At 74.0% G+C, this 17,670-nt stretch carries 9 protein-coding genes, 1 tRNA gene and 1 pseudogene; 6 read left to right on the plus strand and 5 right to left on the minus strand.

Going from position 1 to position 17,670, the window contains the following annotated elements; genetic code table 11:
* Positions 1-552: 552 nt before the first annotated feature.
* Positions 553-1,845 (minus strand): annotated as a pseudogene (locus ACWDAK_RS19965) (PP2C family protein-serine/threonine phosphatase); the annotation flags it as partial.
* Positions 1,846-2,182: 337 nt separating this feature from the next.
* The gene (locus tag ACWDAK_RS19970; protein ID WP_427394342.1) at positions 2,183-3,541 is read right to left on the minus strand and encodes an NAD(P)/FAD-dependent oxidoreductase; all 1,359 of its coding nucleotides are present in this window, start codon (positions 3,539-3,541) and stop codon (positions 2,183-2,185) included.
* Positions 3,542-3,922: 381 nt separating this feature from the next.
* Here ACWDAK_RS19970 and ACWDAK_RS19975 point away from each other — a divergent pair, with 381 nt between their 5' ends.
* Together ACWDAK_RS19975 and ACWDAK_RS19980 are read left to right on the plus strand one after the other, a co-directional pair.
* Complete coding sequence (locus ACWDAK_RS19975) at positions 3,923-5,269, plus strand: TetR/AcrR family transcriptional regulator (RefSeq protein WP_427394336.1); 1,347 nt, start codon at positions 3,923-3,925, stop codon at positions 5,267-5,269.
* A gap of 268 nt (positions 5,270-5,537) precedes the next feature.
* On the plus strand, positions 5,538-7,730 hold the full coding sequence (locus ACWDAK_RS19980) for a sigma-70 family RNA polymerase sigma factor (RefSeq protein WP_344637290.1): 2,193 nt from the start codon (positions 5,538-5,540) through the stop codon (positions 7,728-7,730).
* Between the two features lie 15 nt (positions 7,731-7,745).
* Here the strand turns inward: ACWDAK_RS19980 and ACWDAK_RS19985 are convergent, their stop codons facing one another.
* The 3 genes from ACWDAK_RS19985 to ACWDAK_RS19995 all read right to left on the minus strand — a co-directional run bounded on the left by ACWDAK_RS19985 (position 7,746) and on the right by ACWDAK_RS19995 (position 11,517).
* Complete coding sequence (locus tag ACWDAK_RS19985; RefSeq protein ID WP_427394335.1) at positions 7,746-8,474, minus strand: DsbA family oxidoreductase; 729 nt, start codon at positions 8,472-8,474, stop codon at positions 7,746-7,748.
* Positions 8,475-8,592: 118 nt separating this feature from the next.
* On the minus strand, positions 8,593-9,087 hold the full coding sequence (locus tag ACWDAK_RS19990) for a universal stress protein (RefSeq protein ID WP_427394334.1): 495 nt from the start codon (positions 9,085-9,087) through the stop codon (positions 8,593-8,595).
* A gap of 150 nt (positions 9,088-9,237) precedes the next feature.
* Positions 9,238-11,517 carry an asparagine synthase-related protein gene (locus tag ACWDAK_RS19995; RefSeq protein ID WP_427394333.1) on the minus strand — a complete coding sequence of 760 codons (2,280 nt, stop codon included), beginning with the start codon at positions 11,515-11,517 and terminating at the stop codon, positions 9,238-9,240.
* A 958-nt stretch (positions 11,518-12,475) separates the two neighbouring features.
* Between ACWDAK_RS19995 and ACWDAK_RS20000 the strand changes: the two genes are divergently transcribed.
* From ACWDAK_RS20000 to lhgO, 4 genes are all read left to right on the plus strand, one after another.
* Positions 12,476-13,897, plus strand: coding sequence for an MFS transporter (locus tag ACWDAK_RS20000; protein WP_344637294.1), 1,422 nt, complete (start codon positions 12,476-12,478; stop codon positions 13,895-13,897).
* A gap of 287 nt (positions 13,898-14,184) precedes the next feature.
* Positions 14,185-14,246: transfer RNA gene (locus ACWDAK_RS20005), tRNA-Ser, on the plus strand.
* 417 nt (positions 14,247-14,663) lie between these two features.
* Positions 14,664-16,241 (plus strand): TROVE domain-containing protein, encoded by a 1,578-nt coding sequence (locus ACWDAK_RS20010; RefSeq protein ID WP_344637295.1) that lies wholly within the window; start codon positions 14,664-14,666, stop codon positions 16,239-16,241.
* Between the two features lie 162 nt (positions 16,242-16,403).
* Positions 16,404-17,642: an L-2-hydroxyglutarate oxidase gene (lhgO, locus tag ACWDAK_RS20015; protein ID WP_344637296.1), complete on the plus strand. Its 1,239-nt coding sequence runs from the start codon at positions 16,404-16,406 to the stop codon at positions 17,640-17,642.
* Positions 17,643-17,670: the final 28 nt, after the last annotated feature.

Below are 17,670 nucleotides of genomic sequence, written 5' to 3' on the forward strand. Positions count from 1 at the left end.
CACGAACCACAAGGATCCGAGGCCGGGGATGTCAACATATCTGGCGTTGACTTTTGGCACGCTGTTGAGTTCTCAAGGAACGGACGCTTCCTTCGGACCGCCTTCCAGCGGAACCTCCGGGCGCTTCGTTCTTTCGTGTTTCCAGCTTATCAGATGTTTTCCGCTCCGTTTTCCAAAGCCTCATTCATCCGATTTGCTTTCCTTCGACCTTTCGGCGCTTCCGACTCTATCAGATCCCTCTGACTCGTCTTTCACGCTTCCCAGCTTTCAGGAGGCTTTTCACCGGACCCGGCCTGACGGCCCGTCCGACGTTTCAAACCTTAGCCGATCCCCGCTCCACGAAGCGAATCCCGGCCGCAATCCAGAAAAACACAACAACAATTCGCACCGAGCCTCGACAAGGCACGACCCAGCCCGAACAGAAGAAGTGGTGTTTCAGAGGATTGGCCGCCTCGGGACCGTCCGCGCCGATGCGTGTCCGGTGCTCCCTGCCAGGCAGCTCGAAGAACTTTAGACCTCTGCTTCGGTCGAGTCAAGGAGCGGCTCGGGGCTCGCGGCCGGCGGAACGTGGAAGGCGAGGACCGCGACGTCGTCGTCGTGCTCCGAGGTGACACCCATGGCTCGGAGCAGGCGGGCGCACACGATCTCCGGGTCCCCGATGGCGCCGCCGAGAGTGCGGGCCAGCAGGTCGAGGCCCTGGTCGATGTCCTCGTCGCGGCGTTCGACCAGGCCGTCCGTGTAGAGGACACCGGTCGTACCGGGGAGGAGGCGGAGGGTGTGGGAGTGGTGGGTGCCACCGCCGGTGCCCAGTGGTGGGCCGTTCTGCTCCTCGCCGCGCAGGACGGTGCCGTCGGGGCAGCGCAGCAGTAGGGGGAGGTGGCCGGCGGAGGCGTAGAGGAGGGTGCCGGGGGCCGGGTCCCAGACGGCGTAGGTGCAGGTGGCGATCTGGTTGGCGTCGATCTCCATGGCGAGGCCGTCGAGCAGGGTCATGACCTCGTGCGGCGGCAGGTCGAGCCGGGCGTAGGCGCGGACCGCCGTACGCAGCTGGCCCATGACCGCGGCGGCGCGCAGGCCCCGGCCCATGACGTCACCGATGACGAGTGCGGTCCGACCGCCTCCGAGGCCGATGACGTCGTACCAGTCGCCGCCGACCGCGGCGTCGGCTCCACCGGGCTGGTAGGTGGCGGCGACGCGGAGGTCGGCGGGCTGTTCGAGTTTCTGCGGGAGCAGGCTGCGCTGCAGGGTGACCGCGGCCGCCCGCTGACGGTGTTCGGCCTCGCGGACGCGGCTGGCGGCCTGGACCTGGTCGGTGACTTCAGCGGCGAAGACCAGGACGCCGACCGGGGCCGGCCGCTGTTCCAAAGATGCCTTCGGCTGAGATGTCCTCGCCGGGGACGCCTTCTCCTCTCCGCCGCCCAACGGTACGCAGGAGATGTTGTAGTAGCGGTTGCCGCTGAGGCCGAGGATGCAGCGGGCCTTGACGCTGCGCGGCCGACGGCTGCGGATGACCTGGTCCAGAAGGGGGAGCACCCCGAGCGCGGCGAGCTCGGGAAGGGCTTCGCAGGCCGGGAGTCCGTTGGCGCGCTCGCCGAAGAGCTCACGGTAGGCGCGGTTGGCGTAGCCGAGCTGGTGCTGCGGACCGTAGGTGACGGCGACCGGCGCGGGGAGCCGGGCGAGTACGTCCCGGAGGTCGTACAGGTCCTGGATGTCGCGCGGATCCAGCAGGCCGGGTGTCGCACTGGGGTCGCGGGGTGCCGGGACGGTGACCGGGTCGCCGGGCGGGATGGTGGGAGCGGCACGCCACGGGGCTCCGGTGAGCCGGGCGCTCCAGCGCATGAGGTTCAACTCGGCCGCTTCCTCGGTCAGTTTCCAGATGGACAATCACACTTCGTGTGTACATCGACACGCGTCGTGATGACGCGGTTGGGCAGATCCTGTCAGGCCGGGACCCGGTTTCGGAAGTCGTATGACCATTGCGGCGCGTACGGCCCGCCACGGGGCCGCCGCACGAGAAGGGTGGTGCAGATCAACAGACCGGTTCCGCCGCCGGTCACTCGCCGGCTTCGCCGACAGCGCGGCCGGCAATGCAGACGACGGGCCGGTCCGACGGATCTACGGCCCGGTCCACGCCGGTCGACTCGCCCGGCCGGGACCGGGTACGGCGGAGCGGGTCCGACCGGTTTCAGTGCTCCCGGAAACCCGCCTCGAACTCCGCGCGCGGGTGCTCGATCGAACCGAGCGAAACCACTTCCCGGTTGAAGAGGCCACCGAGCAGCCAGTCGGTCAGCACCCGCACGCGCCGGTCCAGGCTGGGCAGCCGCTGGAGATGGCGGGCCCGGTGCAGCCACCAGGCCCGACGGCCGGTGAGGTGGCCGCGTTTGGTGCGCGCGACGCCCCGGCGCAGGCCGAGAGAGGTCGAGCAGTCCTGGCGGGCGGGCCGGTAGGGCTGCTGCGGACGGCCGGCGAGCGCGGCGGCGATGTTCGCGGCCAGCAGCTCGGCCTGCGCCGTCGCGTGCTGGGCGTTGGGGGCGCAGAGTTCCACGACCGCAGGGTCGGCGGTGCGGGCGACGGGGGTGCCGACGGCGGAAGCCGGCACGGCCGCGCAGTCGCCCGCGGCCCAGGCGTCCGGGAGCGGGGCGCCGTCGGAGCCGGCGATCTGGAGCGTGGGCAGGCAGCGGACCCGTCCCACGGCGTCCAGCGGGAGGTCGGTCTCGCGGAGGAACGGCGCCGGCCGGACGCCGGCCGTCCAGACCAGGGTGCGGGCGGCGAAGCGGCTGCCGTCGGAGAGGGTCATCACCCGGTCCGCGGCGGAGTCGAGGGTGGTGCCCAGGCGTACGTCGACGCTCCGGTCGCGCAGTTCGGCGAGGGTGTGGGCGGCCAGTTCCGGGGACTCCTCGGGGAGGATCCGGTCGGTCGCCTCGACCAGCACCCAACGCAGGTCCTCGACGGCCAGGTTGTGGTAGCCCTTGACGGCGTGGCGGGCCATGTCCTCCAGCTCGGCGGTCGCGCCGACGCCCGCGTACCCCGCGCCGACGAAGACGAAGGTGAGTGCCGCCTGACGGAGGGCCGGCTCCCGGGTGGAGGAGGCGAGGTCGAGCTGTTCCAGCACGTGGTTGCGCAGGCTGACGGCCTCGCCGACGGTGGCGAAGCCGAGGCCGTGCTCGGCCAGGCCCGGGACGGGTGCGGTGCGGGAGACCGCACCGGGCGCCAGCACCAGCAGGTCGTAGGCGAGTTCGGCGGGAGCGCTGTGCTCGCCGCGCGCGGCGGTGTCGATCCAGGCTCGGCGCGCTGCGTGTTCGATCCGGGTGACCCGGGCGGTGAGGACCCGGCAGTGCGGCAGCAGCCGACGGAGCGGTACGACCACGTGCCTCGGGTCGATGGAGCCGGCCGCGACCTCCGCCAGCAGCGGATGGTAGGTCAGATAGGGTTGCGGCTCGACCACGGTGATCTCGACCCGGCGGTCGTCGAGTTGGGGCCTGAGCAGCTGCTGGAGACGGAGTGCGGCGGACGTTCCGGCGCAGCCGCCGCCGGCGATCAGGATCCTGATGAGGGCACCTCCTGCCGATTGGCTGCCGATGTGACCTGCTTCCCGGATCCATGACGCCCTGTGGGAAGGGTTTTGTCCACAGGCCGTGCCGGAAGTGGTACGGAATGCTCCGTTACGGATGGGCGAGATCTGTCCTGGCATTCGGTTTTAGGGCCACTTCTCCCCCGAACTTCCTTGAACTATGGTCGGATTGTGCGCCAGCCCGGAATCGGCCGACGCCAACCACCGTGATGGCCGACTGCGTCAGGGCCAACCGGGGAAGGGTGATCCAGGAAGGCCGCCCTGTCCTGGGCGGCGGAACTGCGCGCACCGGGGGGTGCGAACTGGCCAGGCAGCGACGCCCGATGCCGGGCGCCTGCGGGGGGAGGTTTTGGGATGACGGATCAGGAACGAGTGCTCGGCCACCAGGTGGCACCGGGAACCGGGGACGGCAGCAGCGGTCTCGACGGCACCGGTGGTCTCGGCGGAATCTCTTCGGGCCGGGCCGGCCTGCACAGCGCCGGGCAGGACCCTGGCGGTAGCGGCGCACCGGACGGCCCCGGCGGTCTCGGCACGGCCGGCGGTGTCGTGCCCGAGCAGCGCGGGCCCGGCGCAGGCGAGTTGTACGGCTCCGCCACGCACGGCGTACAGGGCGCATACGGTACGCACGGCGCGTACAGCGCGCAGACCGGGCACGGCGCGCCAGGCAGTCAGAGCGCGTACGGCGCAAATGGCACCGCAAGCGCCCCGGGCGCACACGGCGGTTACGGCGCATCCGAGGACTCACCGCGCGCTGGCGCACCCTCCCGGCTACGGGTGGACGCCCGCCGGAACCTGGAGAGCGTGCTGCGCGCGGCCCGCCAGGTCTTCGGCGAACTCGGCTATGACGCCCCGATGGAGGAGGTCGCCCGGCGGGCGGGGGTCGGGGTCGGCACGGTGTACCGGCGGTTCCCGAGCAAGGAGGTGCTGGTCCAGCGGATCGCGGCCGAGGAGGTCACGTGGCTGACCGAGCAGGCGCGCGAGTCGCTTTACGGGAGCTCCGAGCCGTGGGAGGCGCTGGCCGGCTACCTGGCGCGAGCGGTCGGTTCGGGCGCCGGCCGGCTGCTGCCGCCCTCGGCGTTCCGCTACGCGGAGGAACTCGGCGAGTCACCCGTACCGCACGTGTCTGAGCAGCGGCTGCCCGAGCACACCGTGCCGGAGCAGCACTTCGCCGAACAGCGCCTCGGCACCCCGGGCTTCCCGCCCCCGCAGGGCATCGAGGCAGCGCACCTGGGACCGGACGGCTTCGGGGCGAAGGGCTTCGGTACGCAGAGCCCGGACCGGCCGGGCTTCGGTGTTCAGGGCGGCGGCGAGCGCCGTGTCGGGGAGTTCGGGTTCACGGAGCCGTGGGTGCCCGAGCAGCGCGCCGCGGAGGCCGATGCCCACCCGGCCTACGACGCCGACCCCCGGCTGCTGCTGCACCTGCTGGCGGCGCTGGTCGCACGGGCCGGTGCCGCGGGTGAACTGCGGCCCGGAGTCACGGTGTCGGACGTGGTGCTGGTGCTGACCGCAGCCGTACCGGTGCATGTGAGCCAGGGTCATCCGGCCCGGGGCACGGCGGCCGGCTCCGGCGGTCTCGGGTCCGCAGGTGAGCGCGGCACCGGCGCGTGGGAGCCGGACGGCCGGGCGGCCGGGGAGTTGACGGAGGGTTCCCCAGGTGACCGGCTGCTGCAAATCCTGTTGAACGGTCTACGGGCCCGCTGACACACCACAGTTCCTACCCGAACGCACCCGCCAAAGGCTGCCCGGAAGGGTGGGGCGCGGACGGTCGGCTACCAGTGGCCGCTGCACTATGCCATTCTTTGGCCGTGGTTGGAGCCATTGTCCCGTTGCGTACAGTTCGCCCGACTGTGGGTGACCAGGATGCGCCCTCGGATCGGCGCACCGTTCCCTGCGGTCGCGCCGGGGGGCACGGCTCGCCGAGCCATGGCGGCGTCCGCGCCCTGGGCCGTGCCGAGCGCTGGAGGCCGCGTTGAGCGCCGAGGAGCAGAACGACCACGGCTACGGCCGCGACCTGCCGGGGCAGCAGACCCCGCCCCAGTCGTCCCAGCCGCCCCAGGTACCGGGGCCGGCACCGGAGCAGACCCCGCATCAGCAGCCTGGCCGGGGGCCCGGCCATGGGGCCGGCGAGGTCCCGGACCAGGCCGGTGCGCCGATCCGGGAGTCGCTCTCCGGGCGAGTGCCCGGACAGGCACCGGCCGGGCAGGGCGGCGTCACCCCGGAAGCCTTCGTCGCCGGCGGCCGGGACCGGAGCACGTCCGGGGACGGTGTCGCCCGCGCCGTGGTACCGGCCCCCGCCGACCCGGTGGACGGTGAACGGCCGCCCTCCGACGCCGAATTGACCGCCCTGGTACGGGCCGGCGACGACGGCGCGTACGAGGAGATCTACCGGCGGCACGCCGACGCGGTGCGCCGCTACGCCCGGACCTGCTGCCGGGACAGCTTCACCGCCGAGGACCTGGCGGGCGAGGTCTTCGCCCGCACCCTGCAGGCCCTGCGCTCGGGCAAGGGCCCGGACTTCGCGGTCCGCGCCTACCTGCTGACGGCGGTCCGGAACGTCGCCACCGCCTGGACCCGCAGCGAGCGGCACGAGCAACTCGTCGACGACTTCGGCGCGTTCGCACAGACCTCCCCCGCCACCGTGGACCTCGACCTGGCCGACCCCGGCGCGGACGCCTGGGCGATGGCGATGGCCGACCAGCGGATGGTCATGCAGGCCTTCGTCGGACTCCCCGAGGACGACCGGGTGGTGCTCTGGCACACCGAGGTCGAGCGCGAGTCCCCGAAGACCGTCGCGGTGATGCTCGGCAAGACCGCCAACGCCACGGCGGTCCAGGCGCACCGGGCCCGCGACCGGCTGGCCGTCGCCTTCCTGCAGGCGCATGTGTCGGGCAGCCAGACCCGGGACTGCGAGACGTACGCCAGCCGGCTCGGCGCGTACGCCCGCGGCTCGCTGCGCAAGCGGGGCGCGGCGGAAGTGGGCAGGCACGTCCAGGAGTGCGACCGCTGCACGGCCGCCTACCTCGAACTGACCGAGATCAACACCGGGCTGCGGGCGATCCTGCCCGGCGGCGTACTGGTCTGGGTCGGGGCCGGGTACTTCACGGCGGCCGCGGCCGCGGTCGGCCTGGGCGCCGCCGGTACGGCGGCGGTGGCCGGCGGCGCCGCGGCCGGCACGGGGGCGGCGGGTACGCCGGGCGCGGCCGGAGCCGGTGGTGCCGCGGGTACCGCCGGTGCCGGCGGGACGGCGGGAGGCGGCGGGGCTGTCGGGGCTGCCGCCGGTGAGGGCCTCGGGGTGGTCGCCAAGGCGGGCATCGCCGCCGGGGTCGCGGTGGCCGCGGCCGCGGTGGCCGCCTACGCGCTGACCGACTCGCCCACGCCGAAGGAGCCCAAGGCCGCGCCGGCGGTCTCCTCGCCCGCGCGTCCGCCGGCGGCACCCAAGCCGAGCCCGGCGCCGTCCGGCACTCCCTCGGCCGCGCCGGCGCCGGAGCCCACGCCCACCCCCGTCCCCAGCCGGAGGGCAGCGGAACCCACGCCCCGGCCGAGCCGGGCCGCCGTCGCGACGCCGGTCCCCGGACCGAGCGTGGAGCGGTCGCCGAGCCCGCAGCGGACGGCGTCGCCCACCCCGGCACCGTCCGTCCAGCCGACCACACCCCCGGAGACACCGGAACCGACTCCGACTCCGACTCCGACCGTCGAGCCGTCACCGCCGCCGTCGACCGACTTCTGGGTGAACGACCTCCCGTTCGGCCAGGGTTCGGACCGCCTGCCGTCGGCCGGGCCGAGCATCCAGGGCAGCGCGACCGACTGGGTCTGGCAGCGCGACCAGGTCTGGATCGGCGGTCAGCGCTACTGGCACGGGCTGAGCATGCACCCGTTCTCGACGGTGACCGTGGACCTCAACCGCGGCTGCTCGTCCTTCCGGGCCGTCGCCGGTCTGGACGACCTCACCGCGCGGTTCGGGGAGGTCGTCTTCAGCGTCCAGGACCGGGACGGTACGACGCTGTGGCGCTCGGCCGAGTTCGCGCAGGGCGACGACCCCGTCCCGGTACGGGTCCCGCTGGACGGCCGGCGGACGATCCGGCTGGTGGTCGCCCCGGTGCACGGCGGCTGGGGGCTGCTCACCCTGGCGGACTGGGCCGACGCGCGGTTCAGCTGCGGCTGAGCGCCCGGTCGGCCGTCAGATCGCGCAGGTGCCGTCCGCGCAGGCGGCGGTCCCGGCGGCATCCGGCCGGGGCTGCGCGGCTTCGGCGACGGCCTGCTCGGCAGCCTGCCCGGCCATCTGCTCCGTGACCTGCTCCAGGACGCGGAGGAAGGTGGACGCCTCCTGGCCGCCCTGGACGGCCCACCTGCCCTCGAAGACGAAGGTGGGCACGGCGGTGATACCGAGTGCACGGGCCTCCGCGAGCTGGGCACGGACCTCGGCGGCGCCCTCGTCCCCCGCCAGGTAGGCGGACACCCGGGCGCCGTCCAGGCCGGTGGCGACTGCGATCTCGGTGAGCCGCTCCCGGTCACCGACGTCCACGCCGTCGCTGAAGTGCGCCTTCAGCAGGCTCTCCTTGAGCTCGACCTGCTTGCGGGCGCCGTACTCGGTCTCGGCCAGGTGCAGCAGCCGGTGGGCGAGGAAGGTGTTGACGTGCAGCGCGGCGTCGAAGTCGTAGTCGATGCCGTCCGCCTTGCCGAGCTCGGTGACCCGCGCGTCCATCGCGACCGACTGCGGGCCGTAGCGCTCGGCCAGCCAGGCGCGGTGCCCGGTCGCCTGCTCGGGAGCGTCCGGAACCAGCTGGTACGGGCGGAAGACCACCTCGACCTCGTCCCCGCCCGGGAAGCGGTCGAGGGCCTGCTCGAAACGGCGCTTGCCGATGAAACACCAGGGGCAGGCGATGTCCGAGTAGATCTCGACCTTCATGACGTACGGCTCCTGTCGCGGGGCGTGGCTTGACGGAACGGGTGAACCATCAGTGACCTGCGGGAATTCCCGCTCGCTCCGGGAGTGTCCGGGAACCAGCGGAGCGCGGGCGCCGGTGTCAGCGCGCCGGCGGCGCCGGAACCACCAGGACCGGGCAGGCCGCGTGGTGGACGGCCGCCGTACTGACCGATCCGAGCAGCAGCCGGGGGAAGCCGCCGTTCCCCCGGGCGCCGACCACCAGGGTGTGCTGGCCCGGGGTGCAGGACAGCAGGACCTCGATCACGCTGCCGAGCACCACGTGCAGCGAGAGCACGCCCGTGTAGGGCCAGGTACGGGCCGCCTGGACGGTGGCGACGGACCTGCGCAGCCCGTCGGCCGTGCTGGCGGTCAGCCGCGTGACGCTCTCCCGCACCAGGTCGGCCATGCCCGGCGGGTAGCCGCCCGGGGACGGGTCGGCCACCGCCAGGACGTACAGCGGCAGGCCGAACAGCTGCGCCTCCGTCATCGCGCGGTCCAGCGCCCAGAGCGAGCCGTCCGAGCCGTCGCAGGCGGCCAGCACACCGGGCGGATCGGCGGTGGGGGGCGCACCGAGTACCGGGAGGGGTTCGGGCACGTGGGGCTCCTCTGACGGGTCCCTCCATCATGCTCGACCGCCGCGAAGCTGGGCGGAAGCACCCCCGGGGACTCGAAGGGGCGTGCCGTCGAGCCGGGGGACCGGTGCCACGCTCCCGACGGCCCCCGCCTGCCGGGTGTGCCGCGCCGGTCAGGCCGGGCGCGGCAGGGCGGGCCGGTCGGGTTGGGGGAGGCCGGTCCAGCTGGAGCCGTGGCGACGGGCGTGCACGCGACGCAACCAGAGTTCGGTGGCCACCAGTTCGGCGAGGCCGGCCAGGGTGCCGGGCGGGAGGTCGGCCGACGGGTCGGCGGCGCGGGCGAGCGCGGCCCGGACGGCGGGCAGGTCGATCAGGCCGGCCTCGGCGAGCAGCGGGCTCCGGAAGAGTTCGCTGATCCCGTCGGCGGCCTGGCGCAGGCCGGTGCGGGCAGCGCCGGTTCGGTCCGGGCGCGGTCCCCGGCCCCAGTCGGCCGGCAGGTCGGTACGGCCCGCGCCGGCCAGGACGGACCGCAGCAGGGCGTGCCGTGCGCCGGGCTGCAGCCGTATCCGGTCGGGCAGCAGCCGGGCGGCCCGCACCACCTGGTTGTCCAGGAAGGGCGCGTGCAGCCGCTGCCCGTGCTGTTCGGCGGCCTGTAGCAGGGTGCGGTACCCGGCGGCGTGCCGGTGCAGGGCGAGCCTGGCACGGCGGGCGCCGGGCTGTTCGGTGGGCACCGGGCCCCGGGCGGCGAGCCGCAGGCGCTGCGCGACGGCGGAGAGGGCGTCGTCGGACAGGAAGCGTGCGGCCGGTCCGGGGACGCACCAGGCGAGGTCGGCGGCCGAGCTCTCGCCGGCCGTCCGGCCGCGCCGGGCGGGGCGGCGGGCGACCAGCCGGACCGCGATGTCGTCGAGGGCCTCGGCGTACTGGGCCCTGGCCAGCCGGTGCGCGGCGCGCAGCACGCCGACGGGTGTGCGGACGGCGCCGTCGAAGGCGCCCGCGGTGGCGAGGTCGGTCCCGGCCAGTGCGACCACCGGGGAGAGCAGTTCGCGGGAGCGGCCGTCCCTGACCAGGTCGGCGAGCCGGGCCGGGTGGCCGTCGAGGACGTGCCGGGCGCCGTAGCCGGTGAGGTGGTCGGCGCCGCCGAGGCTGAACCGGCCGTCCAGGCGGGCGGTGGCGATCAGGGCGGGCCCGGGTTCGTCGGTGAGCGGTCCCGGCGGCGGGTCGCCGGGACCGGCCGCTGCGGTGGAGCCCGCCGGCTCGGCACCGCCTTCCGTGGGCCCGGTGAGTCCGGCGTACGGGAGCACCGGGGGCAGCACGACATGGCGCAGGCGCGGGGCCTCCACCGCGAGCGCCACCTTGTGTTCGCCCACGCCGGTGCCTGCGCCCGCTCTCGCGCCGTCGGCTCCGTCGAGGCCGTCCTCGGCGACCGTGACGGCGGTGAGCGGTTCGCCACCGGGCTGCTCCCCGGCCTGCCGGCGGCTCACCGCGGCCGACGGGCGGGCCCAGGAGCCCTTGACCGCGCCGCTCCGCGCGGCGGCGGCCGGGTGGATGGGCCCCGGTCCGGCGGGGGCCGCCGAGGGCCCGATCGGCACGGCGGCGGCGAGCAGTGCGACGGTCGCGGAGGCGGTGCCGTACGAGAGGTCCACGCCGAGCCGGGGGCGGTCGCCGGGAGGTGTCGAGGTGCGTACCCGGCAGCGGACGGACTCCAGCAGCGTGCGGGTGAGTTCACGCACTGCCGGTGCCTCCTCGCGCCGTCCGGGGGCGGGTTCCGGCTCGTACGAGGCGGTGTGGGGTCGCCCGCCGCGGATGCCCAGCACGTGGCCGGGCGGGACGCGTTGCACGCCCAGGTACGGAGTGCTCGTACCGAGCGCCTCGGGCGACTCCGGGCAGGCCAACCGGGCGGCGAGGTGGCCGGTGTCGATCGGGGCGCCGATCAGGTCGGCGAGGGGGAGCGCGGCGGTGGCGTACGCCGTCCCGCCGTACCAGGGCGTGTGGAACACCGGGAGTGCGCCGGCGAGGTCGGTGAGCACCAGGGTGCTGCGGGTGCCGGTGCGCAGCACCACGGTGTAGCTGCCGGGCCAGCTGGTGAGGTGGCGGACCGCGCCGCCGCGGGCGGCGGCCAGGCCGGCGGCGAGTTCGGCGTCGGAGGCGGCGCAATGGCCGATGACCGCGAGGCGGGTGGTGGCCGGGGTGTCGTCCTCGGTGGCCTCGGGTGCGGTCGGAGCACTGGTGACCACGACCGGGGCGCCGGGCCTGAGGGTGACCAGGCGGATCTCCTCGGGGCGCCAGTCGCCAACCGCCCAGAGCGGGTTGGGCCCGGACCAGAGGGTGGTGGCGGCCAGCGGACGGACGGCACTCGGAGGCGCGGAGGCCGCGGGGTGCGCCGTGGTGGCACGCGGGAGAACGGGAGTTGAGGGTGTGCCCGTTCCTGATGCGCCAACAGGCGTGCGCGCCATGGAACGCGCCTGCGATCCGCTACCGGTTGCCTGGCGCACGCCACGTACCGCGGCAGCGCTCGCCGTGGACGCGCTCCCGCTCCAGCCCGTGAGCCACCGCATCGCGCCTCCGCCTGACGAGGAACCAGGTACGCCGTTCCACCGCCAGACGTCGACGCACCGCCTGGAGAACATGGTGCCACCGGATCCGCCCGGGTTGGCCGCTGTCGCCCGCAGAGCCCCCGGGAGCGGGACGTGGGGCCTTTCCGAGAGGGACGGGGAGCGGGCCGGGCCTCCCCCTCCGTGGCCCGGAACCGCCCTCGCGCGGCCTTCTGGCATGGACATCGACGGATGGCCGAAAGGCGTCGCACTGCCCGGGAGGGCATCCGCATGCCCTCCCGGACCCACCACCGCCCGCGGGGATGGAGGCGGCGGCGTCCCCCGGCCCGCCGGGTCCTCGACGACGGGCCGACCCACGGACACCAGCGAATCGCCCACCTGCCGCTCCGGCCAAGGGGCACAACCGGGCGCACGTCTGCACAGGACCGGAGCACGGCGATCCGCGGCGTGCGGCCTCCGGCGCCGGGCCTGCGGCGGGCCGCCCCGGAACCGCCGCCGACAGTGCGTGATCCCGCCATCCGGAATGCAGGCTCTTAACCCTCGGAACCCGGACGACTACTCTAGGTGCAAGCACCATCCAGGCTCAGTGCACCGCTTTTCCATACCCCGAGCGGACTTCCGTCAGCCGCATCGACCCCACCCGCCGCCGGGGCCGACGGAAGTCGCACCCGAGCCACCCCGGCACCGCGGCAGCCGCACCGCCGGGAGCACCATCGAAGAGTCGCCCGAGTACCGCCCGCACGGCGCCGGTTGACCGGCGGGGAGCACCGGGCACTACTGACGTACCACCGAAGCACACCGGGAAAAACCACCGAAGCCCAGCCGCCGCACGACGCCGCCAGGGGGTGCCGCCGCCACCATGACCATCAGCTCACGAGGGCCGAACGAACGGCTCGGCGCACTCCTCACCCTCGCCCAGATCAGCAACGCCGGCCTCGCGCGCCGGGTCAACGACCTCGGCGCACAACGCGGACTGACGCTTCGCTACGACAAGACATCGGTCGCCCGCTGGGTCGGCAAGGGCATGATCCCGCAGGGCCCGGTACCGCATCTGATCGCCTCCGCGATCGGCAGCAAGCTCGGCCGCCCCGTCCCGCTCGAGGAGATCGGCCTGGGCGACACCGACCCGACCCCCGAACTCGGCCTCGCCTTCCCGCGCGAGGTGCCGGAGGCGGTGCGCTCCGCCACGGACCTGTGGCGGGTCGATCTGGACCTGCGGCGCGGCCCCGGCGGCGGTCGGTGGAGCGACAGTCTGGCCGGCACCTTCTCGGTCGCCGCGTACGCCACCCCGGTCTCGCGCTGGCTGATCACCCCGGCCGACGGTTCGGTGGCCCGCGAGGCGCGGATCCCGGACCTGACCGGCTACCGGGTGGGCCACTCGGACGCCGCCAAACTGCGCGAGGCGGCCCAGGAGGCCCGCCGCTGGGACTCCAAGTACGGGGGCGGCGACTGGCGTTCCTCGATGGTGCCGGAGTGCCTGCGGGTGGAGGCGGCGCCGCTGCTGCTGGCCTCGTACAGTGACGCGGTCGGGCGGGCGCTGTTCGGCGCGACGGCCGAACTCACCCGGCTGGCCGGGTGGATGGCCTTCGACACCGGCCAGCACGAGGCCGCCCAGCGGTACTACATCCAGGCGCTGCGGCTCGCCCGCGCGGCGGCCGACGTCCCGCTCGGCGGCTACGTGCTGGCCTCGATGAGCCTGCAGGCCAGCTACCGGGGCTTCGCCGAGGAGGCGGTGGACCTGGCCCAGGCCGCGTTGGAGCGGAACCGGGGGCTGGCGACCGCCCGCACCATGAGCTTCTTCCATCTGGTGGAGGCACGGGCCCAGGCGAAGAGCCGCAACGCGCAGGCGTGTGCGACCGCGCTCGCAGCGGCGGAGGGCGCGCTCGAACGCTCGCGCGCCGGTGATCCCGATCCGGCGTGGATCGACTTCTACGCCTACGACCGGCTGGCCGCCGACGCCGCCGAGTGCTTCCGCGACCTCGGAATCCCTTCCAAGGTCCGGCAGTTCACCCGCGAGGCGCTGGCCCGTCCGACCGAGGGCTTCGTCCGCTCCCACGGCCTGCGGCTGGTCGTCTCGGCGATGGCCGAGGCCGAGGCGGGCGACCTGGACGCCGCCGTCGCCGCCGGCGAACGCGCGGTCGAGGTGGCCGGCCGGATCTCCTCGCAGCGCAGCCGCGACTACGTGGCGGAGCTGCTGCGCCGCCTCGAACCGTTCCAGGACGAGCGCAGGGTGCGGGAGTTGGCCGAGCGGGCGCGACTGGTGCTGGTGGCGCCGGCGTGACCTCGGCCGGATAAGACCGACCGGCATTAGGGAGCGTGGGAGAAGAAGGGGGCACCTCCCGGCCGAAGGCTGGGGGAGGGTCGAGAGCCGAGTCTGGGCCTGCATCGTGCGGGGGCACCTCCCGGCCGAAGGCTGGGGGAAGAGAGCGCAGCGGCGCTGCGCGCGACGAGGGATGTGCGTCCAGGCGAGAGCCTTCGGCACGCGACGCCGCGGGCCCTATTGCCGGTCGGTCTAAATCAGATGCGGGCCCGGCGGCCCGCTGGCTACCGTCGTACTCGTCCAGGTGCGCAGGTAGAGGTTACTTCCACTTCTAATGGGCGGGTCGCGGGTTCGAGTCCCGTCACCGGCTCGGGCCGGTGTAGCTCAGTCGGTAGAGCAGCTTGTCACCTCAACCGCTTCAGTCCTCTGGACACCCATACGTGAATAGTTCTGCCGCACCTCCCGGTGCGCAGGCGGCGGTTACTTCTCTGGTAGGTGCCCCCAGCGGGGCGCTGCGGTTCGAGCCCGCAAAAGACACCGCCACCGCTCTTGATCTCGGGAGGCACAGCACCGGGGCGCCCGGTGCGCAGGCGGGGGTTACTTCTGGATCGGGCGGTTCCGGGTTCGAGTCCCGGCCGGCCGGAGCCGCAGGCTCGGCCGGTAGCTCAATCGGTAGAGCACCTGACTGTCACCTCCACCGACGCCGGTTCGCCGGAACCGGCACCGATCTCGGGCGCCCCGTTCACCGTGCCCTCCCCTTCTCGCCGTTCAGCAGGGGGACTTCAGCATGTCGCGCTTCAACATCCGCAGGGCCAAGCCGGTTCCGTCCTCACCCGTGCGGACCACCGGCCGCACGGTGGCCAACCACCAGGGCGGCACCGGCTGGCTGCGCGACGAGAAGTCCGAGCTCTTCCTGCTCGCGGTCACCAACATGGTCGGGCAGAACACCTTCTACGAGCGCGGCGGCGACCGTGACGACCGCTTCACCGCGCTGGTCCGCCGGCTCGCCGTCAGCGAGCCCGACTGGACGCTCGGGCTGCTCCGCTGGCTGCGCGCCGACGCGCACCTGCGGACCGCGTCGCTGGTCGGAGCGGCCGAGTTCACCCGTGCCCGGCTGGACGCCGGGCTGCCGGGGCACTCCCGCCAGGTCATCGACGCGGTGCTGCAACGGCCCGACGAGCCGGGAGAGTTCCTCGCCTACTGGACCTCCCGCTACGGCCGCCGGCTGCCTCAGCCGGTCAAGCGCGGCGTCGCCGACGCCGTCCGCCGCCTCTACAACGGCCGGGCCCTGCTCAAGTACGACACCGCCGCCAAGGGGTACCGCTTCGGCGACGTACTGGAGCTGACCCACCCCGCGCCACACCCCGAGAAGCCGTGGCAGGGCGCCCTGTTCAAGTACGCCCTGGACCGGCGCCACCGCCCGGACGAGGCGCTGCCGCCCGCCGGCGACCGGCTGCTGACCGCCAACCGCGAACTGCTCGGCCTGCCCGTGGAACGGCGCCGCGCCGCCGTCACCGCCGAGGGCGGCGCCGAGCGGCTGGCCGCGGCCGGGTTCACCTGGGAGGCGCTGGCCGGCTGGCTGCAGGGCCCGCTGGACGCGGCCGCCTGGGAAGCGGTCATCCCGTCCATGGGGTCGATGGCTCTGGTGCGCAACCTGCGCAACTTCGACCAGGCCGGGGTCTCGGACGAGGTCGCCGCCGAGGTGGCCCGGCGGATCAGCGGCAAGGAGGAGGTCACCCGCTCCGGGCAGTTCCCGTTCCGCTACCTGGCCGCGCACCGCAACGCGCCGTCGCTGCGCTGGGGACACGCCCTGGAGCAGGCGCTCGGGCACTCGCTGGCCAACGTGCCCGCCCTGCCCGGCCGGACGCTGGTCCTGGTCGACCGCTCGGGTTCGATGTTCGACCGGCCGAGCGCCCAGACCCAGCTCAACCGGGCCGACTCGGCGGCGATCTTCGGCACCGCGCTCAAGATCCGGGCCGAGCGGGCCGACCTGGTGGAGTTCGGCAGCACCAGCCGACCGGTCGAGGTGCGGCGCGGCGAGCCGGTGCTCCGGGTGCTTGAGCGGTTCCACAGCCTCGGCGGCACCAACACCGCCGAAGCCGTCGCCGAGCACTACGCGGGCCACGACCGGGTGGTGGTGATCACCGATGAGCAGGCATACGGCAGTTGGGGCGGCGACCCGCTGGCTCCCGTGCCCGACGAAGTCCCGGTCTACACCTGGAACCTCGCCGGTTACGCCACCGGCCACGGCCCGTCCGGGACGGGCAACCGGCACACCTTCGGCGGGCTCAGCGACGCGGCGTTCCGGCTGATCCCGCTACTCGAGGCCGGCCGCGACGCCGACTGGCCGTGGCTCCAGGCCTAGGCGCATCGGGACGCTCCCCGGGCACACCCGGACGCTCCCCGAGGGCAGCGGGGGCGGGAGCCGCACGGCTCCCGCCCCCCTGGTGATCGCCCGACGCCCCTGGGAACATCGCTGGCACGGGCACCTGGGCGGCGGGTGCCGGGGGAGGAAGAAGGTGCTGCTGTGGCGTACGACTTCGATGTGACGGTGGTGGGCGGCGGGATCGTCGGACTGTCCACCGTGTACGCGCTCACCCGGCAACGGCCGGATCTGCGGGTACTGCTGCTGGAGAAGGAACCCGGCTTCGCCGCCCACCAGACCGGCCGCAACAGCGGAGTCATCCACAGCGGCGTGTACTACCGGCCCGGCTCGCTGAAGGCCAGGTACGCCACCCGGGGCGCCGCGGAGATGGTGGAGTTCTGCCGTGCGCAGGGCCTCCCCTACGAGGTCACCGGCAAGCTGATCGTGGCCACCGGGCGCGAGGAGCTGCCCCGGCTGCACGCCCTGGCGCGGCGCGGTCGGGAGAACGGCATCCCGGTCACCGAGCTGGACGCCGCCGGGATCACCGCGTACGAGCCCGAGGTGACCGGCATCGCGGCGCTGCACATCGGCACCACCGGCATCTGCGACTTCCCGGCGGTCGCCCGCCGGTGCGCGGCGCTCGCCGAGGAGGCGGGCGCGGTGCTGCGCACCGGCTGCGGTCTAGAGGGGGTCGAGCGGCGCACGGACGGGATCGCCGTACAGATCGAGGGCGGTGCGGAACTGCGCACCGCGGTACTGGTCAACTGCGCCGGGCTGCACAGCGACCGGATCGCGCGGATGGCCGGGGACGACCCCGGGGCGCGGATCATCCCGTTCCGCGGCGAGTACTACGAACTCACCAAGGAGCGGCGGGAGTTGGTCCGGGGACTGGTGTACCCGGTTCCCGATCCGGCGTTCCCCTTCCTCGGCGTGCACCTCACCAGGGGTGTGCACGGCGACGTCCACGTCGGCCCCAACGCCGTCCCCGCGCTGGCCCGCGAGGGTTACGACTGGCGGACGGTCCGGCCGCGCGACCTCGCCGAGACGGTCCGCTTCCCCGGCACCTGGCAGATCGCGCGCCGGCACTGGCGGTACGAGCTCGGCGAACTGCACCGCTCGCTCTCCAAGCGGGCGTTCACGGCCGCCGTACAGCGGCTGCTTCCGGCGGTCACGGCGTCCGACCTGGTGCCGACCACGGCCGGGGTGCGGGCACAGGCGGTGGCCGGGGACGGCTCACTGCTGGACGACTTCGCCTTCGCCGGCTTCGACCCGGACGACCCGTCCTCGCCTCGGCGCACCGTCCATGTGCTCAACGCGCCCTCGCCGGCCGCCACCGCCTCGCTGCCGATCGGCCGCGAGGTCGCCCGCCGGGCGCTCGCCGCCCTGGAGCGGGAGGGCTGAGCTCCCAGCAACGGGACGGGAGCAGGAC

The sequence above is a fragment of the Kitasatospora sp. NPDC001175 genome, from assembly GCF_053598215.1.